23 protein-coding genes and 1 tRNA gene are annotated in these 22975 nt (G+C 61.4%); 15 read left to right on the top strand and 9 right to left on the bottom strand.

The genetic code is table 11. The annotated features are described in order from the left end of the window. Window positions 1-2: 2 nt before the first annotated feature. Window positions 3-446 (bottom strand): nuclear transport factor 2 family protein, encoded by a 444-nt coding sequence (locus MMS95_RS22010; RefSeq protein WP_174242150.1) that lies wholly within the window; start codon window positions 444-446, stop codon window positions 3-5. A 26-nt stretch (window positions 447-472) separates the two neighbouring features. Beyond that, entirely contained in the window at window positions 473-961 is a 489-nt protein-coding gene (gene mug, locus MMS95_RS22005) for a G/U mismatch-specific DNA glycosylase (protein ID WP_053091216.1), read from the bottom strand. Between the two features lie 146 nt (window positions 962-1107). Between mug and MMS95_RS22000 the strand changes: the two genes are divergently transcribed. Then, window positions 1108-1183 (top strand) — tRNA-Ile (locus MMS95_RS22000). 112 nt (window positions 1184-1295) lie between these two features. Here MMS95_RS22000 and MMS95_RS21995 read toward each other — a convergent pair. Continuing rightward, entirely contained in the window at window positions 1296-1700 is a 405-nt protein-coding gene (locus tag MMS95_RS21995) for a helix-turn-helix domain-containing protein (RefSeq protein WP_021505083.1), read from the bottom strand. A 96-nt stretch (window positions 1701-1796) separates the two neighbouring features. On the opposite strand from MMS95_RS21995, the gene MMS95_RS21990 reads away from it, so the two are divergent. The 5 genes from MMS95_RS21990 (at window position 1797) to MMS95_RS21970 (ending at window position 5874) form a co-directional block, all read left to right on the top strand. Next, window positions 1797-2405 (top strand): FMN-dependent NADH-azoreductase, encoded by a 609-nt coding sequence (locus MMS95_RS21990; protein WP_242142280.1) that lies wholly within the window; start codon window positions 1797-1799, stop codon window positions 2403-2405. A gap of 148 nt (window positions 2406-2553) precedes the next feature. Further along, complete coding sequence (locus MMS95_RS21985; RefSeq protein ID WP_088381932.1) at window positions 2554-3456, top strand: pirin family protein; 903 nt, start codon at window positions 2554-2556, stop codon at window positions 3454-3456. 138 nt (window positions 3457-3594) lie between these two features. Then, on the top strand, window positions 3595-4035 hold the full coding sequence (gene aac(6') / locus MMS95_RS21980; protein ID WP_242142279.1) for an aminoglycoside 6'-N-acetyltransferase: 441 nt from the start codon (window positions 3595-3597) through the stop codon (window positions 4033-4035). A 299-nt stretch (window positions 4036-4334) separates the two neighbouring features. Continuing rightward, the gene (locus MMS95_RS21975) at window positions 4335-4976 is read left to right on the top strand and encodes a YbhB/YbcL family Raf kinase inhibitor-like protein (RefSeq protein WP_103086044.1); all 642 of its coding nucleotides are present in this window, start codon (window positions 4335-4337) and stop codon (window positions 4974-4976) included. Between the two features lie 148 nt (window positions 4977-5124). Then, on the top strand, window positions 5125-5874 hold the full coding sequence (locus MMS95_RS21970; protein WP_197763833.1) for an AraC family transcriptional regulator: 750 nt from the start codon (window positions 5125-5127) through the stop codon (window positions 5872-5874). 13 nt (window positions 5875-5887) lie between these two features. On the opposite strand, the gene MMS95_RS21965 is transcribed toward MMS95_RS21970, so the two are convergent. Continuing rightward, entirely contained in the window at window positions 5888-6604 is a 717-nt protein-coding gene (locus MMS95_RS21965; protein ID WP_242142282.1) for an HPP family protein, read from the bottom strand. Window positions 6605-6775: 171 nt separating this feature from the next. On the opposite strand from MMS95_RS21965, the gene yfcF reads away from it, so the two are divergent. Continuing rightward, window positions 6776-7411: a glutathione transferase gene (yfcF, locus tag MMS95_RS21960; RefSeq protein WP_004937171.1), complete on the top strand. Its 636-nt coding sequence runs from the start codon at window positions 6776-6778 to the stop codon at window positions 7409-7411. 74 nt (window positions 7412-7485) lie between these two features. On the opposite strand, the gene MMS95_RS21955 is transcribed toward yfcF, so the two are convergent. From MMS95_RS21955 to MMS95_RS21945, 3 genes are read right to left on the bottom strand one after another with little or no spacing between them, the layout of a single operon-like run. After that, window positions 7486-8727, bottom strand: coding sequence for an amino acid permease (locus MMS95_RS21955; protein WP_004937169.1), 1242 nt, complete (start codon window positions 8725-8727; stop codon window positions 7486-7488). 58 nt (window positions 8728-8785) lie between these two features. Beyond that, the gene (locus tag MMS95_RS21950) at window positions 8786-10240 is read right to left on the bottom strand and encodes an NAD-dependent succinate-semialdehyde dehydrogenase (protein ID WP_021505087.1); all 1455 of its coding nucleotides are present in this window, start codon (window positions 10238-10240) and stop codon (window positions 8786-8788) included. A gap of 12 nt (window positions 10241-10252) precedes the next feature. After that, on the bottom strand, window positions 10253-11518 hold the full coding sequence (locus MMS95_RS21945) for a 4-aminobutyrate--2-oxoglutarate transaminase (RefSeq protein WP_016930169.1): 1266 nt from the start codon (window positions 11516-11518) through the stop codon (window positions 10253-10255). A gap of 121 nt (window positions 11519-11639) precedes the next feature. Here MMS95_RS21945 and MMS95_RS21940 point away from each other — a divergent pair, with 121 nt between their 5' ends. Beyond that, window positions 11640-13112 (top strand): PLP-dependent aminotransferase family protein, encoded by a 1473-nt coding sequence (locus MMS95_RS21940; protein WP_031300239.1) that lies wholly within the window; start codon window positions 11640-11642, stop codon window positions 13110-13112. A gap of 22 nt (window positions 13113-13134) precedes the next feature. Here MMS95_RS21940 and MMS95_RS21935 read toward each other — a convergent pair whose 3' ends face one another. Next, complete coding sequence (locus tag MMS95_RS21935) at window positions 13135-14754, bottom strand: ABC-F family ATP-binding cassette domain-containing protein (protein ID WP_197842972.1); 1620 nt, start codon at window positions 14752-14754, stop codon at window positions 13135-13137. Window positions 14755-15061: 307 nt separating this feature from the next. Here MMS95_RS21935 and MMS95_RS21930 point away from each other — a divergent pair, with 307 nt between their 5' ends. Then, on the top strand, window positions 15062-17083 hold the full coding sequence (locus tag MMS95_RS21930; RefSeq protein ID WP_242142277.1) for an NADPH-dependent 2,4-dienoyl-CoA reductase: 2022 nt from the start codon (window positions 15062-15064) through the stop codon (window positions 17081-17083). Between the two features lie 194 nt (window positions 17084-17277). Here the strand turns inward: MMS95_RS21930 and rlmG are convergent, their stop codons facing one another. After that, window positions 17278-18417, bottom strand: a complete 1140-nt coding sequence (rlmG, locus tag MMS95_RS21925; RefSeq protein WP_016930173.1) for a 23S rRNA (guanine(1835)-N(2))-methyltransferase RlmG — start codon at window positions 18415-18417, stop codon at window positions 17278-17280. A gap of 230 nt (window positions 18418-18647) precedes the next feature. Between rlmG and MMS95_RS21920 the strand changes: the two genes are divergently transcribed. The 6 genes from MMS95_RS21920 to MMS95_RS21895 all read left to right on the top strand — a co-directional run bounded on the left by MMS95_RS21920 (window position 18648) and on the right by MMS95_RS21895 (window position 22766). Next, window positions 18648-18938, top strand: coding sequence for a type II toxin-antitoxin system RelE/ParE family toxin (locus tag MMS95_RS21920; RefSeq protein ID WP_048325546.1), 291 nt, complete (start codon window positions 18648-18650; stop codon window positions 18936-18938). Between the two features lie 14 nt (window positions 18939-18952). Then, entirely contained in the window at window positions 18953-19276 is a 324-nt protein-coding gene (locus MMS95_RS21915) for a HigA family addiction module antitoxin (RefSeq protein WP_015379150.1), read from the top strand. Then, window positions 19269-19781 (top strand): M48 family metallopeptidase, encoded by a 513-nt coding sequence (locus MMS95_RS21910; protein WP_016930176.1) that lies wholly within the window; start codon window positions 19269-19271, stop codon window positions 19779-19781. The genes MMS95_RS21915 and MMS95_RS21910 overlap by 8 nt, the downstream gene beginning before the upstream one ends. 50 nt (window positions 19782-19831) lie before the next feature. Beyond that, entirely contained in the window at window positions 19832-20812 is a 981-nt protein-coding gene (locus MMS95_RS21905; protein ID WP_242142275.1) for a Gfo/Idh/MocA family oxidoreductase, read from the top strand. Window position 20813: 1 nt separating this feature from the next. Beyond that, window positions 20814-21545: a glutamine amidotransferase gene (locus MMS95_RS21900; protein WP_099982534.1), complete on the top strand. Its 732-nt coding sequence runs from the start codon at window positions 20814-20816 to the stop codon at window positions 21543-21545. A gap of 252 nt (window positions 21546-21797) precedes the next feature. Further along, a complete protein-coding gene (locus MMS95_RS21895; protein ID WP_015379153.1) occupies window positions 21798-22766 on the top strand; it encodes a TerC family protein in 969 nt (322 codons plus the stop codon). Window positions 22767-22975 lie beyond the last annotated feature (209 nt).

Raw genomic sequence — 22975 nt, 5'->3', positions numbered from 1 at the left:
CCTCAGAACATGCTGTTGCCGCTGGCGGTCTTCTCCGGCACCGGCTGCGTCACGTCCCAGTGTTCAACGATCTTTCCGGCGCTGTCCAGACGGAAGATATCGACGATCGCCGCGGTTTTAGCGGCCTCGCGCCCGCTGACCTCCACATGCAAAATCACGAAGTCGCCGTCGACGAACGCCTGTTTCACCTCACTGTGCGAATTGGGGTAACGCGTTTTCAGCAGCTCGACAAATTGACGAAAACCCGCCACGCCGTCTTTGGCATTGGGGTTATGCTGTTTGTATTGTTCGCCCAAAAACGGCCGCGCCGCCGCAAAATCCTTGTTGTTCAGCCCCTGCCGATAAAACTCCAGCACGTTCTGCTTGTTGCGCGCTTCCTGCGGCGAATGCCCCGCCTGTGCGGCGCCGGTCACCAACAGCAGCGCCATCAAACAGCCTTTCATCATCGATGTCATCGCACACTCCCCTTATCTCATTGCAGCGCCAGGAACAGCTCGCGATAGCTGGCGGTCAGCTGCTCCAGCGTGGCGCGATTCAATCCGCTGGGGTTGGGCAATACCCAGACCTCGGTTTTTCCCAGCATCATCGTCTGCTTGCCCCAGGGCGCGTTTTTCACCCCGAAGGCGGTGGTGAACGCCTGCTTGCCCAAGATCGCCAGCGCGCGCGGCTGATAGCGCAGGATTTTCTCTTGCAGCGCCTCACCGCCGCTGCGCAACTCGTCGCGCGACAGCTCGCTGGCCGCCACCGTCGGGCGCGCCACCAGCGCGGTAATGCCGCAGCCGTTGTCCTTCAGCTGCTGCCACTGCTCCGGCGCCAGCTGGCTCGCGGTAAAGCCGGCCTGATGGATCACCTTCCAGAAGCGGTTGCTGCCGTTGGCGAAAGGATAGCCCTGATGGGCGGAAGAAAGGCCGGGGTTGATGCCGCAAAACACCACCCGCAGGTTGGGCGCCAGAAGTTCCATGAGTGTCGTGAGTCCATTGCAGGGATTTACTGCGGTTATCGCAAAATCCGCCAGCAATTACAACAGGCTAGAACTGCGCAGAAAAGCAACATACGGGCGGGTAACAGTAGACCGATGCTTAAGGATTCCCTATAATCTCGCGGCTTGGCCCCTTAGCTCAGTGGTTAGAGCAGGCGACTCATAATCGCTTGGTCGTTGGTTCAAACCCAACAGGGGCCACCAAATTATCAAGGGGTTACGTTAACAGCGTAGCCCCTTAGTTTTTTCTGCGGCGCAACCAGGCATTCGCCTCTTTTGCAACAGAACGCAAATTTCATTCGCCCCCCTGCCGCCTCTAGCGTGAATTAACATCCTCACCGGCCTCGCTATTTTGCGCGTCGAATGCGGTTCTCGCCGCATCAATATCGGCAATATGCTCATTCGCCCAGGTTCCCAGCGCGATGACGGGTACGGTCAATGAGCAACCGAGCGGCGTCAATTCATATTCGACGTGCGGCGGCATGACGGCAATAACTGTCCGCTTGACTAACCCATCTCGTTCCATATTGCGCAGGCACAGCGTCAGCATCCGCTGAGATATTCCATTGATTGTACGCTTTATTTCAGTGAATCGGCGTGGCCCGTTCGCCAAGAGCATAATGATCAGGACACTCCACTTCTCACCAACGCGCGCCAATACCTGGCTGATCTTTTGGCAGTCGGCATGTCTTAAATCTCGAGGTTGATTAGTCACATTCATGATACCGGGTTCTCCTAATGTGCCTTATTGTCTGCCATTTTAGGACATGGTTATATTGTTATCCCTGGTTACCATTTTATACCTAAGGATTTCATCATGACACTGCTTCATATCGATTCCAGCATTCTCAACGAACAATCGGTTAGCCGCCAGCTCACGGCGGCGATCGCCAAACAGCTGTCTGCAGCTAAGCCAGACGCCAGGATCATCCACACCGATCTCGCCGCCGACCCGATTAACCACCTTTCCAGCGCCGAATTTCTGGCTCTGCAGGGCGTGGAACCGCAAGACGAGCACGTCAAACAGGCCGTTGCCCGCAACGCCAAACTCGTCGACGACTTCCTTGCCGCCGATGTCATTATCGTCGGTGCGCCTATGTATAACTTTACGTTGCCGACTCAGCTGCGCGCCTGGCTTGACCGACTTGCAGTGCCAGGCAGAACTTTCCGCTATACGGAAAACGGCGCTGAAGGCCTCGCCAAGGGGAAACGCGTTATCGTTGCTTCCACCCGCGGTGGCCTGTACGGCGAAGGCACGCCACTGGCCTTCCTGGACCATCAGGAAACCTATCTGCGCAGTTTCTTCGGCTTCCTTGGTATTACGGACATCACCTTCATTCAAGCAGAGGGACTGGCACTCAGCCCGGAAAACCGCACTGTCGCCATCGATGCAGCCGCGGCTCAGATTGACGGCCTGACCGCTTAATCGGGGCCGGTTCAGAACAGCAAGAGCAGGCTCGCGGCCAGTCCCTTTTTTGGGCTGGCCCCCGGCGATGCAATACCGCTCAATCCTATGGCTGTGCCGCGTACCCCGGAATTCGTTCGCGCCGGATTTGTAAACTGGAGATTCAATCATGAACACCACGTTGACCTCACCACTCGCGCCCAACCCGCGGCGTATAACACAACGCACCCGAGGCCACGGCCACGGCCCGATCACCCGGCTGATGAGCCCTTCCGACCTGGGCCAGGTGATTAAACCTTTCGTATTCCTCGATCTGTTCGAGGCGGATCAGCGCACCATGGCAATGCTGGCCAACATGCCGCTGCATCCGCATTCAGGCATAGCCACCGTGACCGTGCCGCTCGAAGGCGCTTTTCACTACGAAGATCCTGCCAGCGGCGCTGTCGGGACGCTCGGCTATGGCGCGGTGGAGTGGGCGCGTGCCGGCGGTGGGATGTGGCACGGCAAGGAATTGTCCGCCACGGATACGCCGCGCATCCAGGGATTCCAGCTCTGGCTGGCCCTGCCCGCCGAGCTGGAGAACGGTGAACAGGAAAGCCGTTATATCGAAGCCCGGAACATGCGCCAAATCGGGCCGGCGCATGTCATCATTGGCAACCATGAAGGCGTGCAAAGCCCGGTGCCCGCGCAGGAAGGCATCAATTACTTGCTCGTCACCCTCAAACCGGGCGAACGCTGGACTTATCGGCCGCCAGCGAATCATTCTGTCGGCTGGCTCGCACTGGCCAAAGGCCGTCTCAGCGCAGACGCGCCTGTCAACGCGGGCGAGCTGGTGGTATTCGAACCGGGGGAAATGCCCATAGCGCTTGAAGCATCCGGCAATGAAGATGCCGTATTCGTTCTCGGCTCAGCCGTGCCTCACCCGTATCCGCTGCACCTCGGTTCCTATTCGGTACATACCTCAGCATCCGCGCTGGAAGCCGGCGAACGTCGCATCGCCGAACTGGGGCGGAGACTTAAAGAGGCCGGCGAGCGACGGACGGCTTCAGGTACGATCCCCGTCTTTCGATGACGTTGATGATGGGATCACAATCTGTGACGAACGATCCAGGGCAGGCTACTCACATGCGCCGACGCATCCGGCCGCTCGCTGACGGCGCAACGTGATATTATCGCCCCACTCCCTTCAGTTGCCGGATAAGGATCCCGCATGATCGTCAACTGCGACCACGACAACCTCGACGCCTGGCTGGCGCTGCGCTCAGCGCTGTGGCCCACTTGTCCGTTGGAAGAGCACCGCGCGGAGATGCGCGAAATATTGGCTTCGCCGCACCACACCGCGTTTATGGCGCGGGGGCTGGACGGCGCTTTCGTTGGCTTTGCCGAGGCCGCGCTGCGCCACGATTACGTCAACGGCTGCGAATCGTCGCCGGTGGCGTTTTTGGAAGGGATTTACACCGTCGAACGCGCCCGCCGCCAGGGCTGGGCGGCGCGTTTGATCGCGCAGGTGCAGGAGTGGGCGAAGCAACAGGGGTGCAGCGAGCTGGCGTCGGATACCGACATCGCCAATCTGGACTCCCAGCGCCTGCATGCGGCGCTGGGCTTTGCCGAAACGGAACGGGTGGTGTTTTACCGCAAAACGCTGGGCTGATCAGGCAATCTTGCTTTGCCGCTGATGCGCCAGCTGCTCGGCGCGCAGCAGCCTCTTCTCCAGTTCGCCCTCGCCAATATTGACCTTACCCCCTCATCCAGAGTGTTCGCCATCGCGCTAGCACCGAAACAGCAGCCAAATACGGCCGTTCATCGACACAAATCAATCAAATACAATCACAATGAGCGTAATTGGTTCTATTTTGATTGGATTTGTCGCCTTAACTCATTTTGAAAAACTTATAATGAGGACCTCGCATACCCGCAGAGACCGCTCAATAGAACAGGAGATCGGCATTTATGAAACTGACCAGCCAAAGCTTTAAAGAAGGGGAATTCATTCCCGGTGAGTTCGCCTTCGCTATTCCCGATGCCGCCAACCATGTTGCTTTATCGGGAAATCGCAACCCCCATCTGGCCTGGAGTGAAGTGCCTGCAGGCACGCAGTCTTTCGTGATCGTCTGCCATGATCCCGACGTGCCAAGCCGTGGTGATGATGTGAATCAAGAGCGTCGGGTTGTGCCCGCCTCGTTGCCGCGCGTTGATTTCTTTCACTGGCTGCTGCTGGATATTCCGGCCAGTACCGTGGAAATTGCGGCGGGCTCTCAATCGGACGGCGTAACGCCGCGTGGCAAAGCCGGGCCAAACGCCCCTTCGGCCTATCGCCACGGCACCAATGACTATACCGGTTGGTTTGCCGCCGACGAGCAGATGAAGGGGGAATACTACGGTTACGATGGCCCATGCCCACCGTGGAACGATACGTTAGTTCATCATTATATTTTCACGGTTTATGCGCTTGCTACCCCCGGTTTGGATGTACAAGGGCCTTTGACAGGGGCTAATGTGAATGCCGCCCTGGCGGAAGCGCCAGTGTTAGCCCAAGCGAGCCTGACAGGCCTTTACAGCCTGAACCCTAACGTAGCATCAACGGCGAAATAATCGCATGAAGGAGTCGAATATGAGCCGGACCGGTTCCTTCGGATCAGTGCGAACCAGACGCAAGCCGGATGCGAAGCTTTTGCATTGGCACTCTCCGTCGGGAGCGCCGGTATCGAGGCACCGCTTGTGCGGAGTGTGCCAGCCGACATTGAAACGCCAGCTGCACACGCCGCAGTTCGTCTTCCATGAAGCGACGGTCTTGCTGATCGCGACGGGCCAACTTGGTATCACATCGGCTTCACAACATTTGTCTCTGGAGACCCCCGACGAACTGCTCCTGGTCCCCCCCAATACCCGCGCAGATTTAGTCAAAACGCCGGGCGACATCGATCGGCCTTTTCGCTCGATATTCCTGACGCTGTCGGCAGAACTGCTGGATGTCTTTCACCGAACCCGGCAGGCTTCCCCCCCTATCCCCCCTAAAAATGACGCGTGGAAAACGCTGCCTCTGGACGAAGACCTGTCGGCAACGTTTTATCACGTGATTGAAAGCGTGGAAAAACAGGAAATCAGCGATATTCGCCTGCAATACCGCCTTCTGGACTTTTTGACCGCGCTGGCCGAACGGGGGCATGTTTTTACGCATTTGCCGTTGGATAGCCCATCACAGCGCCTGCGCACCTTGATTCTTGAGGCTCCGGAACAAAACTGGACGGCAGAAACAGCAGGAAAAACGTTAGCGATGAGCCCGGCAACGTTGCGGCGGCGCCTTGCCGCCGAACAGACACGCTTCGAAGATTTGCTGATAGACGTCCGCATGCATCACGCCATGATGTTGCTTCAAACCACCCGATGGGATATGACCCGCATTGCAGAGGCCTGCGGTTACAAATCCAGATCGCGTTTTAGCGAACGCTTTCAAAAGCGTTTTGGTTACGCGCCTTCCGCCATCCGATAAAACGCCGGGCTGATCAGGTGGCCTTGCTTTGCCGCTGATGCGCCAGCTGCTCGGCGCGCAGCAGGATCTCCTGCAGATCGTCCTCATCGATATCGAACAGATCCCCCTCCATCAACGCCTCGTGCAGATCGGCGCGGGTGATGGAAACGGCATCGATCGGCAGATTGGCCGGCTTGGCCTCCGCCGGCGCCAGCGCGTGCGGGTAGCGCCGCCCGGCCAGGTTATTGAACAGAATGGCCAGCGCCGCCAGCAGCACCGAATTCAGCAACACCGGGTACAACACGAAGTGGTAGCCCATCTGATGAATGCCGGGGCCGCCGAGGATGGCGGTCAGCGCCACCGCGCCGCCGGGTGGGTGCAGGCAGCGCAGCTTGAACATCAGGCCGATGGCCACCGCCGCCGCAACGCCGCAGGCCAGGCCCGGATCGGGGATCAGCAGACCGGCGCTCACGCCCACCGTCGCCGCCAGCGCATTGCCGCCGACGATCGACCAAGGCTGCGCCAGCGGGCTGTTCGGCACGCCGAACAGCAGCACCGCCGAAGCGCCCATCGGCGCGATAAACCACAGGTTCACCTCGCCCAAAATAAAGTGGCTGATCCAGCCGGCGAGCATCAGCCCCAAACCGGCGCCAACGCTGGAAATCAGCATCTCTCGTTTGCCCACCGCCAGCGGGTGCGGCCACAGGCGCGCGCATCCCACTTTCACTCGTTCTATCCACTGCGTCTTCATGTTACCCAATACGGCTCAATTCACGTGTTGGCAACAAATATATCACATCATCCTGAAGGAGCTCACGGCGCCGTAAACCGCGCCGCCCAAGAACTTTTAGGCTAACAGATTGATTTTTAGCCTCCCCTCGACAATGATGAATGTTCCCCCCTTAACCCCGAGGAACCGCCGATGTCTCAACCGATCACCGAGCTTTATACCGACAGTGAATTTTTCAGCCCGTACGCCATGTCCGCCTTTGTCGTGCTGACGGAAAAAGGCATTCCGTTCACCGTGAAGCCGGTGGATCTGGCGAAAGAAGAGAACAAAGAGGCAGCCTACGCGGCGCTATCGCTCACCCGCCGGGTGCCGACGTTGGCGATCGGCGAGTTCCAGCTCTCGGAGTCTTCGGCGATCGCCGAATACCTGGAAGACATCCACCCGGCCCACGCCGTGTACCCGCGCGACGTGAAGCTGCGCGCCAAGGCGCGCGAGATCCAGGCCTGGTTGCGCAGCGATCTGCTGCCGATCCGCGCCGAGCGCTCGACCGAAGTGGTGTTCAACAACGGCAAGTTCCCGCCGCTGTCCGAAGCCGCGCAGGAAGCCGCGCGCAAGCTGATCGCCGCCGTGGAAAAGCTGTTGAGCCACGGGCAGGACAATCTGTTCAGGGAGTGGTGCATCGCCGACACCGATCTGGCGCTGATGCTCAACCGGCTGGTAATGCACGGCGATCCGGTGCCGGAGCGCGTGCGCCACTATGCGCACAAGCAGTGGCAGCGCCCGTCGGTGCAGGCCTGGCTGGCGTTGTCGGAAAAACGGCGCGCCTGAGGAAAAAAATCGGCGGCCACGACGCCGCCGTTCTCAATGCCGAGAAACAACATCACTGCTTGAGGGAAGGCAAATCACCATCCAGAGGGCAGATAGCCTAACAATGAAGCGATGGCGTACACCGCGCTGGCCAGGTACAGCAACACAATGCTGATCTGCAGCAGCGGATGCGTGATCCAGTTGCACTGCCAGCGTGGGGTTTGGTCGCCGTGTTTGCGCGCGCCGCGCAGGATCAGCATCGGCATGATCGACAGGATCACCCCGCTGAACACCCCGGCGAAGTAGAGCGCGTTGACGAACGACACCAGCCCGCTGTAGGCCAGCGCGAACGGCGGCACCACCACCAGCAGCAGCACGCCGAAGCGGCGCAGCGGCAGCTCGTCGTTGCCCAGCCGGAACTTGTCGAAGATATTGGTCAGGAAGCTGCCGCCCAACCCCCAGTACGAGGTCAGCATCGCGCACAGCGCGAAGATGTTGGCGGAGAAGAACGCCCACTGCCCCAGCGCCTGGCCCCAGGAAATGGTGGCCACATCGGAGATGTCATCCAGCCCGCTGAGCGCGATCACCGACATCGGCACCGCCGCCAGCAAAATGAAGGTCACGACCATGCCGACGATGATCGCCTTCGGCAGCTGCTCCGGCTTATCGGCAAAGCCGCGCGCCATCTCCGGCACGATGTACTGCGCCGAGAAGCAGAACACCACCACGTTGAACACCGGCACCATATAGCGCCAGTCGCCGTCCAGCAGGTTGCGCATCTGAGTGGTGTCTTTCAGCAGCGTCGCCGCCACCAGCGCGGTCAGCATCACCACCATGCCGATGCTGATGAACTTCTCGCCGCGGCCGATCGCTTTCAAACCGAGATAGAGCACGCCGGCGGCGGGTACGAAGAACAGCAGGCTGCCCAGCGCCGGCGAGATGCCGAACAGCGATTGCAGCAGCTTGCCGCTGCCGGTCATGTAGGCGGTAAGCGCCCCGACGCTGTTGACGCACACCGAAGCGAACATCAACCAGGCGCCCAGGCCGCCGACGTAGCGCTTCGCCAGCCCGCTCAGCTGCAGATGCGCGCGGGTGCGCAGCGTGGATTCGGCAACGTACAGCATGGTGATGGTGGTCAGGCTCCCCACCAGCACCAGCCAGAACAGCAGCGGCAGGAAACCCGCCTTGCTGGAGGCATAGGCGATGGAGAGCACGCCGGCGCCGATGTTGGTGCCGACGATCATCGCCACCCCTTCGAGGAAACTTAACGATTTGGCGGGTGCAGGTGCTCGCACCCCGGCGGCAAGCGCCGGAGAAACAGAGATATTATCAGACATGCATCATCCTTTATCGCCCGGCGACGCTGGCCGCCGGGATGGGTTAACGTCCTGACGCTCAACGGCTCACATCGATACACAGGTATTTCAGCTCCAGATATTCTTCTATCCCGTAGCGCGATCCTTCACGCCCGAGCCCTGACTGTTTCACGCCGCCGAACGGCGCCACTTCGTTGGAAATCAGCCCGGTGTTGATGCCGACCATGCCGTACTCCAGCGCTTCCGGCACTCGCCACTGGCGCGCAGCGTTCTGCGTGAACAGATAGGCGGCCAGACCGAATTCGGTGTCGTTGGCCATGGCGATGGCTTCCGCCTCGTCATGGAAACGGAACAGCGGCGCCACCGGCCCGAAGGTCTCTTCTTTGGCGAAGCGCATCTTCTGCGTCACGCCGGTCACCACCGTCGGCTGGAAGAAGGTGCCGCCCAGCGCGTGCGGCTGACCGCCGGTGGCGATCTGCGCCCCTTTGATCAGCGCGTCGTCGATGTGGCTCTGCACCTTCGCCACCGCATCGCTGTCGATCAGCGGCCCCTGAGTGGTGCCTTCCTGGCTGCCGTCGCCGACTTTCAACTGCTCGACCGCCGCCACCAGCTTCTCCGCCAGCCGCTCGTAGATGCCGTCCTGCACGTAGATGCGGTTGGCGCACACGCAGGTCTGGCCGCTGTTGCGGAACTTGGAGGCCATGATGCCCGCCACCGCCGCGTCCAGATTGGCGTCGTCGAACACGATAACCGGCGCATTACCGCCCAGTTCCAGCGACAGTTTCTTGATGCTCGGCGCGCACTGCGCCATCAGGATGCGGCCGACCTCGGTCGAGCCGGTAAAGCTCAGCTTGCGCACCACCGGGCTGTCGCACAACACCTTGCCCACCTGCGCCGCTTCCCCAGTCACCACCTGCAACACGCCGGCGGGAATGCCGGCGTCCTGCGCCAGCTTGGCCAACGCCAGCGCGGTCAGCGGCGTTTGCTCGGCCGGTTTGACGATGATGGCGCAACCGGCCGCCAGCGCCGGCGCCACCTTGCGGGTGATCATCGCCGCCGGGAAGTTCCACGGGGTGATGGCCGCGCACACGCCGATCGGCTGCTTCACCACCACCAGGCGCTGCGAAGCCTGAGGCGCCTGCAATACCGCGCCGTCCACCCGCTTGGCCTCTTCGGCGAACCAGGTGATGAACGACGCGGCGTAGGTCACTTCGCCGCGCGCTTCCGCCAGCGATTTGCCCTGCTCGGCGGTCATCAGCTGCGCCAGATCTTCCTGCGCGGCCAGCACCTTATCAGCCCAGGCCAACAGCAGCGCGGAACGCTGCTTGGCGGTCAGCTGTTTCCAGTCGTTTTGCGCCCGCTGCGCCGCCGCGATCGCCTGCTGGGTTTCCTCTTCGCTGACCAGCGGAATGCTGGCCAGTTCGGCACCGGTGGCCGGGTTGATCACCGCTTCGCGCTTGCCGCTCAGGGCGTCGCACCATTCGCCGTTGATCAGACACTGGCTGCGCAACAGCTCGGGATTGTTCAATTTCATGCCGTTCGCTCCTTAGTGGGCCAGCGCGCGGGACAGGATGCCCATCGCCTTGGTGAACTGATCGTCCGGGATAGTCAGCGGGTAGAGGAAGCGGATCACGTTGCCGTTCACGCCGCAGCTCAGCAGCAGCAGCCCTTCCTCCATCGCCTTCTGCTGCACCTGACGGGTGATCTCCGCCGAAGGCTTGCCGGTAGCCGGATCGTTGAACTCCACCGCCACCATCGACCCCTGCGCGCGCACATCGGCGATCGCCGGGCTGGTTTTACGCGCCTGCTGGAGCACTTCCACCAGGTGTTGACCCAAGCGCTGAGCGCGCTGGCACAGCTGCTCTTCTTCGATCACGTCCAGCACCGCGTGCGCGGCGGCCACCGCCAGCGGGTTACCGGCATAGGTGCCGCCCAGCCCGCCCGGCGCCGGCGCATCCATCACCTCGGCGCGGCCCGCCACCGCCGACAGCGGCATGCCGCCCGCCAGGCTTTTCGCCATAGTGATCAAATCGGGCTTAACGCTGTAGTGCTCCATGGCGAACAGCTTGCCGGTACGGGCGAAGCCGGTCTGCACTTCGTCAGCGATCAGCAGAATGCCGTGCTGGTCGCACAGCGCGCGCAGCGCCTGCATGAAATCGGCCGGCGCCACGTTGAAGCCGCCCTCGCCCTGCACCGGCTCCAGCACGATCGCCGCCACCTGCTTGGGATCGATATCCGCTTTAAACAGGCGGTCCAGGCTGTTCATCGCGTCTTCGGTGGTCACGCCGTACAGCGCGTTCGGGTACTGGCCGTGGAACACCGAGCCGGGGAATGGGCCAAAGCCCAGTTTGTAAGGCGCCACTTTGCCGGTCAGCGCCATGGTCATGTAGGTGCGGCCGTGGAAACCGCCGCCGAAGGTGATCAACCCCGGGCGGCCGGTGTATGCGCGGGCGATCTTCACCGCGTTTTCCACCGCTTCCGCGCCGGTGGTGAAGAAGGCGGTTTTACACGGACCGGCGATCGGCGCGCGCTGGTTGATGCGCTCCGCCAGAGAAACATAGCTTTCGTAAGGAACGATCTGATAGGCGGTGTGGGTGAAGGCCTGCAGTTGCTTTTCAATCGCGGCGATCACCTTCGGGTGACGGTGGCCGGTGTTCAGCACGGCAATCCCCGAGGCGAAGTCAATCACTTCTTTGCCTTCCACATCCCACAGCGTGGCGTTCTCTGCGCGCTCGGCGTAAAAACCACACATCACGCCCACTCCGCGCGGGGTGGCGTCCTGACGGCGTTGGTTCAATTCTGCGTTTTTCATGCTGTTCTCTCCGGTCGGTGCCAGTTACACGTTTCGTTCACATTCGTGAAACAATGCCGTTTATTTACACAGGATGTGGCCCTATAATCGAGTGCCAGTTACGAATAATTGAGGGATCCAATTGCGCTCATTGAGTGGTGATCTGTTGCTGCAGCGCCTCGGCGAACAGCCCGATGACAAGCTGCACAAGCGGCTTTACAACGCGATCCGCACCAGCATTCTCGACGGCAGCCTGCCGCCCTCCAGCCGCCTGCCCGCCTCGCGCGACCTGGCGCAGGAGCTCAGCCTGTCACGCAACACCGTGTTAACCGTTTATGAACAACTATTGGCAGAAGGCTACGTGTCGGCGCGCGCCGGCAGCGGCACCTTCGTCGCCGACACGGTGCCGGACAGCTGCCTGTCCACCGGCGGCGCCCCGGCGGACGGCAGCGGGCAACCGCGGCGCGTCGACCTGTCGGAGCGCGGCGCCACGCTGCTGCACCACGCCAGCGCCAGCCCCAAACAGTGGGGGGCATTCATTCCCGGCGTGCCCGACGTCAACGCCTTTCCTCATCAGCTGTTCAGCAAGATCCAGGCGCGCCTCAGCCGCCGCCCGGCGCCGCAGCGGCTGACCTACAGCAATCAGGGCGGCAGCCCGGAACTACAGCATGCGTTGGTGGAGTATTTGCGGGTGGCGCGCTCGGTACGCTGCTCGCCGGAACAGATCCTGATCACTGAAGGCATCCATCAGGCGATCGATCTGGTGACGCGCATGTTGTGCAATCCGGGGGATGACGCCTGGATCGAAGAGCCGGGCTATTGGGGGATCCGCAATATCCTGCGCATCAATGCGCTGAACGTCTGCCCGCTGGCGGTGGACGAGGCCGGGCTGGTGCCGCCGGAGCAGCCCACGACGCCGCCCCGCCTGATTTTCGTCACCCCGTCGCACCAGTATCCGCTCGGCTCGGTGATGAGTCTGGCGCGCCGCCAACGGCTGCTGGCGCTGGCGCGCAACGCCGGCGCTTGGATCGTCGAGGACGACTACGACAGCGAATTCCGTTTTTCCGGCCAGCCGATCCCGGCGTTGCAAGGGCTGGAAGCCGACGCGCCGGTGATCTATATCGGCACCTTCAGCAAAACGCTCTACCCGGCGCTGCGCCTCGGCTATGTGGTGTTGCCGCCGCCGCTGGTGCAGGCGCTGAAAACCGCCCATGCCGAGCTGTACCGCGGCGGGCACCTGCTGATCCAAAGCGCGCTGGCGGAGTTTATTCAGGCGGGGCACTACACGGCGCATATCCGCCGCATGCGGTTGCTGTATGCCCGGCGGCGCGCCTTCCTGACCGGGTTGATCGAACAACATCTCGGCAAGCAGGCGCTCAGCGAATTCAACAGCAACGCCGGCTTGCACCTGATCCTCAACCTGCCGGACGAGGCCGACGACGTGGCGATCGCCGCCGCCGCCGGCGCGCGCGGGGTGCTGGTGCGGCCGCTGTCGCGCTACTATATGCAGCCCAACCGCCGGCGCGGCCTGCTGATGGGCTTTGCCTGCGTGCCGGAAGAGCAAATGGCCGCCGCCTTCACCCAGCTGCTGGCGTGCATCAACGCCCCGCACTAGGTCAGATCGCCGCCCGCCTGCCTCACCAGGCCTGAAGCCGCCAGCCGTCCGCTTGCCTGTTCAGGCGGTGCGTCGGCCTCAGCGCCTGCAGGAAGTCTTCGTCGTGCGACACCACCAGCATCGCGCCGGGGAAATCCGCCAGCGCGGTTTCGATCGCCAGCGACGACGCCAGATCCAGGTGGTTGGTCGGCTCGTCGAGCAACAGCAGCTGCGCCGGTTGTCGCCGCCAGAGCGCACAGGCCAGCGCCGCCTTCAAGCGTTCACCGCCGCTCAGCGAGCCCAGCGGCAACGCGATGCGATCCGCGCCAAGCTGCAGCTGCGCCAGCCGGGTGCGCAACGCCCCTTCCGCCAGCGGCGAATCCTGTAGCCCCAGATGTTCCATCACCGACAGGCCCGGATCGAGCTGCGACAGGGTTTGATCGAGGTAGGCCGTCGACAGCGGGCAATGACAATGGCCGGAAAGCGCCGTCAGCTGCCCGAGAAGGGTCTTCAGCAAGGTGGATTTTCCGCAGCCGTTGGGGCCGGTCAACGCCACGCGCATCGGGCCGTCGATCCGCAAATCCAGCGGCGGCGCGCTGACGAACGGCAACTGCAGCCGCTCGAGCACCAGCACCTGCTTGTTCGCGTTCACTTCACTGCCCGGCAGCGCCAGCAACACCGGCGGTTCCTCCTCCACCCGCTGATAGGCTTCACGCACCGCCGCATCGAGGCTGTCGCGCCGATCCTGATGTTGTTTGCGCAGCGTGCCGAGGCTCTCCTTCGCCGCCGACTTGTAGGCCACCCGTTCGAAAGAGGCGATATTCAGCGTATCGACGACGCGCAGCGTTTGCGCCGAGCGCCGCTGGCTCATGTCGTGCTCTTTCTGTTGGCGAGCGCGGGTGCGGCGGCGCTCCTCGCGCGCATGCTCCAGATCGGCGCGCGCCGCCTGCTGCTCCGTATCGCGCTGGCGCCGGTAGTCCTCATAGTTGCCGCCGTAGCTGCGCAGCGCGCCGGGCGTCAGTTCGACGATGCGCTCCATGCGCCCCAGCAGTTGCCGGTCATGGCTGGCGATCAACAGTCCGCCCCGCCACTGATCCAACTGCTGATACAGCCAGGCGCGGCCGGCGCTGTCGAGGTGGTTGGTCGGTTCGTCCAGCAGCAGAAAATCCGCTTCGCCGAGCAAGGCGCCGCACAGCGACGCGCGCATCCGCTCGCCGCCGCTCAGCGAACTGGCGGATCGCAACGGATCGAAGGCCGGCAACCCGGCGGCGGCAAAGGCGTTTTGCAGACGATCGTTGAGATCCCAGCGCCCTTCCAGACGATCGATATCGTCCGCCAACGGCCGCCCCTGCTCGAGACGCGCCAGCGCGGCGAACACCTCGCCGTAGCCCAGCAACTGCGCCAGCGTAGTGTGCGGCGCGATCTCCGGCTGCTGCGCAACGTAAGCCAATGCGGCATGAGATTCGACGTGCCCGTTGCCCGGTTGATCCAGCCCGGCGATCAGGCGCAGCAGCTGGGTTTTGCCGACGCCGTTGCGCCCCACCAGGCCGCAGCGCTGCCGGTCGAAAGCGAGATCCAGCGGGCCGAACAGCGTTTCGCCGTCAGCAAATTGGCAGGTCAGTTGATGTAAAACGAAATAAGGGGACTGCGCTAAATGAGCCATAAGCACTCCTGAATGAGATCAAAACATCCCCACAGGGCGCGAGAGCGCACGGCGTGGGACAAGATATCAACAGGCGTGGTTGTTCATTTTCGGTTATGGCTCCGCAGAGAGAAGGAATTTGCAACGCGTAAAGGCTAACCGATCTTTTGTTCGTTATGCAAACAGAGTCTGAGATTCATGACATCTATCACATTCGGCGCAACGCAGATTCCCAAGCGGCGCGACAACGGCTAGATTTATCTCATCCGACCACTTGTGTTCACATAATTATAACAACGGGCCCCGATTTCACCCGATGGAGAGTGCAATGAGCAATTACCCTCACCTGCTGGCGCCGCTGGATCTCGGCTTCACCACCCTGAAAAACCGGGTGCTGATGGGATCGATGCATACCGGCCTGGAAGAGCTGCCCGACGGCCCGCAGCGCCTGGCCGCGTTCTATGCCGAGCGCGCCGCCGCCGGCGTGGCGCTGATCGTCACCGGCGGCATTGCCCCGAACGAACAGGGCGTGGTGTTTCGCGGCGGTTCGCTCCTCAACAGCGAGGCGCAATTGCCTCACCACCGCCCGGTGACCGAGGCCGTCCATCAGGCGGGCGGCAAAATTGCGCTGCAGATCCTGCACACCGGCCGCTACAGCTATCAACCCAAACTGGTGGCCCCTTCCGCGCTGCAGGCGCCGATCAACCCGTTTACGCCGAGCGCGCTCAGCGAAGCGGAGATTGAGCAAACCATCGCCGATTTCGCCCGCTGTGCGGCGCTGGCGCAGCAGGCCGGCTACGACGGCGTTGAGGTGATGGGTTCCGAAGGCTATCTGATCAACCAATTCTTGACGACGCGCACCAATCAGCGCGACGACCAATGGGGCGGCAGCTTCACCAATCGCATGCGCTTCGCCGTCGAAACCGTCAGGGCGGTACGCCAGGCCGTGGGCCCGGAATTCATTCTGATCTACCGGCTGTCGATGCTCGATCTGGTGGAAGACGGCTCCAGCTGGCAGGAGATCGAGCAGCTGGCGCTGGCGATCGAACAGGCGGGCGCCACCATTATCAATACCGGCATCGGCTGGCACGAAGCGCGTATTCCGACCATCGCCACCATGGTGCCGCGCGCCGGATTCAGCTGGGTGACCCGCAAGCTGATGGGCAAGGTCAGCATCCCGCTGATCACCACCAACCGCATCAACGATCCGGCGGTGGCCGAGCAGGTGCTGGCGGACGGCTGCGCCGACATGGTGTCGATGGCACGCCCGTTCCTCGCCGACGCCGCCTTTGTGCAAAAAGCCGCCGAAGGGCGCGCCGACGAGATCAATACCTGCATCGGTTGCAACCAGGCCTGTCTCGACCAGATCTTTGAAGGCAAGCTGACTTCCTGTCTGGTCAACCCGCGCGCCTGCCGCGAAACCGAAATGCCGCTGACGATGGCGGAAAAACCGAAAAAACTGGCGGTGGTCGGCGCCGGCCCTGCCGGGCTGGCCTTCGCCACCACCGCCGCCAGCCGTGGTCATCAGGTGACGCTGTTCGACGCCGCCGAGCAGATCGGCGGCCAGTTCAACATCGCCAAGCAGATCCCCGGCAAGGAAGAATTCCATGAAACGCTGCGTTACTTCCGCCGCCAGCTGGCGCTGCGTGAAGTGACGGTCAGGCTGGGCGTCAAGGTCGAAGCGGCGGATTTAAGCGAATTCGATGAGGTGATCCTCGCCTGCGGCATCGTGCCGCGCACCCCGGACATCCCCGGCATCGGGCACGCCAAGGTGCTGAGCTATCTGGACGTGCTGCGCGATAAAAAACCGGTCGGCCAGCGGGTGGCGATCGTCGGCGCCGGCGGCATCGGCTTCGATACCGCCGAGTACCTCAGCCAGCACGGCGTGTCCAGCAGCCTGGATCAGGCGGAATTCAACCGCGAATGGGGCATCGATGGCCGCCTTGAACAGCGCGGCGGGCTGGCGGCGCAAGGCCCGCAGGCGCCGCGCGCCGCCCGGCAAATCTACCTGTTGCAGCGCAAAACCAGCAAAGTGGGCGAAGGCCTGGGCAAAACCACCGGTTGGATCCACCGCGCCAGCCTGGCGATGCGCGGCGTGAAGATGCTCAACAGCGTCAGCTATCGGCTGATCGACGACGAAGGGCTGCACATCACCCGCGCCGAGCAAGACAGCTGCCTACCGGTGGACACGGTGGTCATTTGCGCCGGGCAGGAACCGCGCCGCGAACTGCAGCAACCACTGTTGGCGATGGGGAAAACCGTGCACCTGATCGGCGGCGCCGACGTGGCCGCCGAGCTGGACGCCCGCCGCGCGATCGATCAGGGTACGCGGTTGGCGATGGCGCTGTAAAAAAGGGGCGCCCGGCGCCCCTGATATTGATGACAAACCTCATCCCCATGCCGGGTTGGCAGAGAGCAGCGAATAGAGAACAAGGAAAATCAATTTATTGATTTTCGGCTGATATCCACAAAGGGGGAAAAACCACGCTTTTTCCCCCTTTGTCTACAGCCTGAGGGGCGCCCGGCGCCCCTTGTTATTCACGCTCAGCGACGCGCGCCGGATTTCACCGCTCTCAAGATCACGAACTTCTTGTTCGAGGCCACCAGCGTGCAGTTGCCGAACAGGCGCTTGAGCTTCTGGTGATAATCGAGGTGACGGTTGCCGACGATGCGCAGTTCACCGCCCACCTGCAGGCAGCGCTTGGCGTCGCAGAACATCTGCCAGGCGGTGTGATCGGTGATGGCGTGTTGCTGGTGGAAAGGCGGGTTGCACAGCACCGCCTGCACGCTTTCGCGCTCGATGCCCGCCAGCGCGTTGTTCACCTCAAACTGACAGCGATCCAGCTCTTGCGGCAGGTTGTGCTCCACGTTCAGCTCGCTGGAGGCCACCGCCATGTAAGATTCATCGACGAAGGTCACCTGCGCTTCCGGGTTTTGCGCCAGCGCCGTCAGGCCAATCACGCCGTTGCCGCAGCCCAGATCGACGATATGGCCGTTCAGGCCGCGCGGCAGATGCTCCATAAACAGGCGCGCGCCGATATCCAGGCTGCCGCGCGAGAAGACGTTGGCGTGGTTATGGATAAGCCAATCGGTGCCGTCCAGCGTCCAGTTGGTGGTTTCCGCCGCCGCCGGCGGGACGATGTCCGCCGCCTGGCAGAAAATCAGGCGCGCCTTCTTCCACGCCAGGCTGGTGCGCGTCGGGCCCAGCACCTTTTCAAACAGCTGCATCGTCGAGGTATGCACGTCGCGCGCTTTGGCGCCGGCGACGATCAGCGTGTCTTCGGTCACGACGTGGCGCAGCGCGCGCAGCTGCTGTTCCAGCAGCGCCAGCGCTTTCGGCACGCGAATCAGCACCACCGCCGGCGCCGCCGGCAGCTCGGCCAGGCTGTCCAGCAGCGTGACCTGCTCAGGATCCAGACCGTTGAGTTTGAGGTTGTGGCGCGTCGCCAGCTGGCTCATGTACGAATCGCTGACGCTGTAAGGGCGATGCGCGTGCAACGCACAGGCCAGGGTGCCGAAGTTATCGTTGAAAATCAGCACCGGGCGGCCGCCGATATCTACGTTTTCAAGCTGTTGCAGCAGATATTCGTCCGCCGCTTCCCACGCCTGCAGTTGGGTGGATTCTTCCTGTTGGGGATAACGCTCCAGCTCAAGTTGCTGTGTTCCCAGATCGAGTTGGCTCATTGCCCCTCCTGACTGATAAAATTTGGGCTGTTTATCCCCTAAAAACGCCCGTCAGTAAAATGTTTTTTCGGATAAATTGCGTATTGCGCCGCGTATCTGAAAACCCGCGTCCCTTTTCTCCTTTAACAACATTAACCTTTCCCTCCCGAGCACCCATGTCGACGTTTTTTTAACCTGACGAGGTGTAACTTTAAATGTTACACTGCCAGTCCCTATGGAAGGGGGAAAGCATGATTAAATCTTTCCGCGATCGCTATCTGGAGCAGTTCTATCTGGAAGGCAAACGCAGCCGTCTGATCCCCGGCGTGCTCGAGCGGCAGTTGGCCAGAAAGCTCGATATATTGGCCGCCGCGCAGCAAGAGCGTGATTTGCATCACCCCACGGGTAACTATTACAAGCGGCTATCCGGGCCATTTCAGGGATGGTCAAGTCTGCGCGTCAATATGCACTGGCGGCTGATGTTCCAGTGGCGGCATGATGCCGCTGAAAAAATTTACCTCGATCCTCACCAAGATACCTGAACGAGGGGGAACCTATGTTGGAAACCACGACTCGCGAACCCACCACGGTGGGGGAAGTGCTGCAGGAAGAGTATTTAACGCCGTTGGGCATCGGCCAGGAAGAACTGGCGAAGGTACTGGGCGTCACCCGTGCCACTGTTAACCGCCTGTGCAACGGGCATCGACGCATGAGCGTTGCCGAGGCCAACCTGTTTGCCGACCTGTTCGAAACGACCGCCGACTTTTGGCTAAACCTGCAGGCGGCACACGATCGCTGGGAAGCCAGACAGGCCGATGCGCAACGTGTGCGGCTGCGGCCAATCAAAGAAATACTGGGACGCAATATCACTCATGCATGACATCGAACTCGCCTACCTGCAAGGCTACCCAACGCATCTGCAAAGCCAGGTGCAGCAACTGATCCATCAGAATCGGCTGGGAGACGTGCTGCTGCAGCGCTATCCGCAGGTGCATGACTGCACCACCGACAAGTCGCTGTATCAGTTTACCGTCGATCTGAAAAACCAGTATCTGCGCAACGCCCAGCCGCTGAGCAAGGTGGCCTACGACAGCAAGATCCACGTCATGAAGCACGCGCTGGGCCTGCACACCGCCATCTCCCGCGTGCAGGGCGGCAAGCTGAAAGCCAAGGCGGAAATTCGCGTGGCGACGGTGTTCAAGGTCGCGCCCGAACCGTTCCTGCGCATGATCGTGGTGCATGAGCTGGCGCACCTGAAAGAGAAAGATCACAACAAGGCGTTCTACAGCCTGTGTTGCCATATGGAGCCGGATTACCACCAGTTGGAGTTCGATACCCGGCTGTATCTGACGCACCTTTCGCTGTTCGGCGAGCTATATGCATAGCGAATGAGGGCGTGATAATCTGCGGTTTTAAGCCTGGACCGGAGCTCGCCATGATTCGCTTTGCCGTCGTCGGCACCAACTGGATTACGGAACGTTTTATCGATGCCGCCCATGAAAGCGGCAAACTCAAGTTGAGCGCCGTGTATTCACGCTCGCTGGAACAGGCGCAGGCGTTTGGCGCCAACTATCAGGTCACGCAGTTTTTCGACTCGCTCGAGGCGATGGCCCAGTCCGACGCCATAGACGCGGTGTATATCGCCAGCCCCAATTCCCTGCACTGCCCGCAATCGCTGCTGTTCCTGCGCCATAAAAAGCACGTGATCTGCGAAAAACCGCTGGCCTCCAACCAGCGCGAAGCGGAACAGCTGGCGGCCTGTGCGCGGGAAAATCAGGTGGTGCTGTTCGAAGCGTTCAAAAGCGCCTATCTGCCGAATTTTCTGGCGCTGCAGCAGGCATTGCCGAAAGTCGGCCGGCTGCGCAAAGCCTTTATCAACTACTGCCAATACTCTTCGCGCTACCCGCGCTACCTGGCCGGCGAGAACCCCAACACCTTTAACCCGCAGTTCTCCAACGGCTCGATCATGGATATCGGCTACTACTGCCTGGCCAGCGCGGTGGCGCTGTTCGGCGCGCCGCAGTCGGTGCTCGCCAGCGCCACGCTGCTGGAAACCGGTGTGGACGCCCACGGCACCGTCTGCCTGAACTACGGCGATTTCGACGTCACGCTTTCCCATTCCAAGGTCAGCGACTCGGCGATCCCCAGCGAGATCCAGGGAGAGGAAGGCACGCTGATTATCGACAAGATTTCCGAGTGTCAGGGCGTGGCGCTGACGCCGCGCGGCGGCAACCGCCAGGATCTGAGCCAGCCGCAGCACATCAACACCATGCTGTATGAAGCGCTGGCCTTCACTGAGCTGGTGGAAAATCACCGGGTGGAACATCCAGGGCTGGAGAATTCGCTGATCGTCGCCCGCCTGCTGACCGATATCCGCCGCCAGACCGGCGTCGTCTTCCCCGCCGACGGAGAATGAAATGAAACCGTTGCTCGTGATGCAAACCGGCGACGCGCCGCAGGCCATTCGTCAAGAATTGGCCAACTTTGATGGCATGTTCCTGCAACAAGGCAATATCGACGCCGAACGAGCGCACATCGTGCACCTGCCCGCCGGCGAACGGCCGTTGCCGCCTGCCGCCTATTGCGGCGTAGTCATCACCGGCTCGCCGGCGATGGTGACCGAACGGCTGCCGTGGAGCGAGGAAGCCGCCGAATGGCTGCGCCAGGCGATGGCGATCAAACTGCCGCTGTTCGGCGTCTGCTACGGCCACCAGCTGTTGGCCTACGCGCTCGGCGGCGAAGTGGGCTACCACCCGCAGGGCATGGAGGTGGGTACGCTGGAGATCGAAATGCTGCCCGCCGCGGCCGACGATCGGCGGCTCACCCTGCTGCCGCCGCGCTTCAAGGCCAACCTGATCCACTCGCAGAGCGTGCTGACGCCGCCCGCCGGCGCGCAGACGCTGGCGCGTTCGCAGCAGGACGCGCACCAAATCCTGCGCTATGGCGATCACGCCCTGACCACCCAGTTCCACCCGGAATTCAACGGCGCGGTGATGAGCCAGTATCTGCAGTGGCTCGGCGAGCTGCATCCTGAGCAGCAGGCCCGCTACCAACAGCAACAACAACAGGTTAGCGACACGCCATTCAGCCGCCTGCTGCTGCAGGGATTCGTCGTCAGCCTCGGCGCGCAAAAAGCGATGGCCGGTTAACGCGATTCACGTTGACCGCCGACACATTTTGCATTACTTTCTGCTCTGCAAAGGGGAGTAACTTCATTGCCGGTCAATCGTCATTACGATGCGCAAGCATCCGGTTACCGGGCAACCTGATGTCAAAGGTGTAACCACCTTCATCAACGTTGTAAGTGAGACCTTGCCGGAAGGCGAGGTTTGCTTGCAGCGTTCACAGAGCGGCTGGCGTCTTCCGACGTTGGCCGTTTTTGTTTTTGAAGGATACCTCTGATGATGAATTCCGTTGGCACACCGTGGTTATGGGGCAGCTTCGCCGCCGTTATAGTCGTGATGCTCGCAATCGACCTCCTGTTGCAGGGCCGTAAAGGCGCGCACACCATGACTATGAAGCAGGCCGCCAGCTGGTCGCTGGTGTGGGTCAGCCTCTCTCTGCTGTTCAATTTCGGTTTCTGGTACTACCTGAATGAAACCGCCGGGCGCGCCGTCGCCGATACCCAGGCGCTGGCCTTCCTGACCGGCTACCTGATCGAAAAAGCGCTGGCGGTGGATAACGTGTTCGTCTGGCTGATGCTGTTCAGCTACTTCGCCGTGCCGGCCAACCTGCAACGGCGGGTGCTGATCTACGGCGTGCTGGGCGCGATCGTGCTGCGTACCATCATGATCTTCGCCGGCAGCTGGCTGGTCAGCCAGTTCCAGTGGCTGCTGTATCTGTTCGGCGCTTTCCTGCTGTTCACCGGTATTAAAATGGCGCTGGCGAAGGAAGATGACTCGGCGATCGGCGACAAACCGCTGGTGAAATGGCTGCGCAGCCGCTTGCGCATGACCGACAGCCTGGAAGGCGAGCGTTTCTTCGTGCGCCGCAACGGCATTCTGTTCGCCACCCCGCTGGTGCTGGTGCTGATCCTGGTGGAACTGAGCGACGTGATTTTCGCGGTGGACAGCATTCCGGCGATCTTCGCCGTGACCACCGATCCGTTCATCGTCCTGACCTCCAACCTGTTCGCCATCATGGGCCTGCGCGCCATGTACTTCCTGCTGGCCAACGTGGCGGAACGGTTCTCGATGCTGAAATACGGCCTGTCGGTGATCCTGGTATTTATCGGCATCAAGATGCTGATTATCGACTTCTTCCACATCCCGATCGGCGTGTCGCTCGGCGTGGTGGCGGGCATCCTGACGTTCACCTTGCTGATCAACGCCTGGGTCAATCACCGCAACGATCGCCTGGCGAAGAAATAACCATAATCTGTTATCCGGGGCGCTAGTCGCCCCGTGATTGTTTGGCAATTCCCCCAAAACGCCAAACGTTATTGCGATCACACAAATGTAACCAGTATGTTATCAAGTGTTGATCCGCGCTCAGAATTTCACCCTCGCCTCTTTCCAACATCATTCGATTGCTGAATACTGATTCGGCAAACACACTTAGTTACAGAATCATATAAAGC

The organism is Serratia sp. PGPR-27 (assembly GCF_022678525.1).
Classification (GTDB): Bacteria; Pseudomonadota; Gammaproteobacteria; order Enterobacterales; family Enterobacteriaceae; genus Serratia; species Serratia nematodiphila.
The sequence above is the reverse complement of the archived record's forward strand: the minus strand, read 5'-3'. Positions and strand labels throughout refer to the sequence as shown.

Coding starts and splice junctions, on each gene's coding strand:
- MMS95_RS22010 (WP_174242150.1), bottom strand. CDS start 446: ATGATGAAAGGCTGTTTGATGGCGCTGCTGTTGGTGACCGGCGCCGCA.
- mug (WP_053091216.1), bottom strand. CDS start 961: ATGGAACTTCTGGCGCCCAACCTGCGGGTGGTGTTTTGCGGCATCAAC.
- MMS95_RS21995 (WP_021505083.1), bottom strand. CDS start 1,700: ATGAATGTGACTAATCAACCTCGAGATTTAAGACATGCCGACTGCCAA.
- MMS95_RS21990 (WP_242142280.1), top strand. CDS start 1,797: ATGACACTGCTTCATATCGATTCCAGCATTCTCAACGAACAATCGGTT.
- MMS95_RS21985 (WP_088381932.1), top strand. CDS start 2,554: ATGAACACCACGTTGACCTCACCACTCGCGCCCAACCCGCGGCGTATA.
- MMS95_RS21975 (WP_103086044.1), top strand. CDS start 4,335: ATGAAACTGACCAGCCAAAGCTTTAAAGAAGGGGAATTCATTCCCGGT.
- MMS95_RS21965 (WP_242142282.1), bottom strand. CDS start 6,604: ATGAAGACGCAGTGGATAGAACGAGTGAAAGTGGGATGCGCGCGCCTG.
- yfcF (WP_004937171.1), top strand. CDS start 6,776: ATGTCTCAACCGATCACCGAGCTTTATACCGACAGTGAATTTTTCAGC.
- MMS95_RS21955 (WP_004937169.1), bottom strand. CDS start 8,727: ATGTCTGATAATATCTCTGTTTCTCCGGCGCTTGCCGCCGGGGTGCGA.
- MMS95_RS21950 (WP_021505087.1), bottom strand. CDS start 10,240: ATGAAATTGAACAATCCCGAGCTGTTGCGCAGCCAGTGTCTGATCAAC.
- MMS95_RS21945 (WP_016930169.1), bottom strand. CDS start 11,518: ATGAAAAACGCAGAATTGAACCAACGCCGTCAGGACGCCACCCCGCGC.
- MMS95_RS21935 (WP_197842972.1), bottom strand. CDS start 14,754: ATGGCTCATTTAGCGCAGTCCCCTTATTTCGTTTTACATCAACTGACC.
- MMS95_RS21930 (WP_242142277.1), top strand. CDS start 15,062: ATGAGCAATTACCCTCACCTGCTGGCGCCGCTGGATCTCGGCTTCACC.
- rlmG (WP_016930173.1), bottom strand. CDS start 18,417: ATGAGCCAACTCGATCTGGGAACACAGCAACTTGAGCTGGAGCGTTAT.
- MMS95_RS21920 (WP_048325546.1), top strand. CDS start 18,648: ATGATTAAATCTTTCCGCGATCGCTATCTGGAGCAGTTCTATCTGGAA.
- MMS95_RS21915 (WP_015379150.1), top strand. CDS start 18,953: ATGTTGGAAACCACGACTCGCGAACCCACCACGGTGGGGGAAGTGCTG.
- MMS95_RS21910 (WP_016930176.1), top strand. CDS start 19,269: ATGCATGACATCGAACTCGCCTACCTGCAAGGCTACCCAACGCATCTG.
- MMS95_RS21905 (WP_242142275.1), top strand. CDS start 19,832: ATGATTCGCTTTGCCGTCGTCGGCACCAACTGGATTACGGAACGTTTT.
- MMS95_RS21900 (WP_099982534.1), top strand. CDS start 20,814: ATGAAACCGTTGCTCGTGATGCAAACCGGCGACGCGCCGCAGGCCATT.
- MMS95_RS21895 (WP_015379153.1), top strand. CDS start 21,798: ATGATGAATTCCGTTGGCACACCGTGGTTATGGGGCAGCTTCGCCGCC.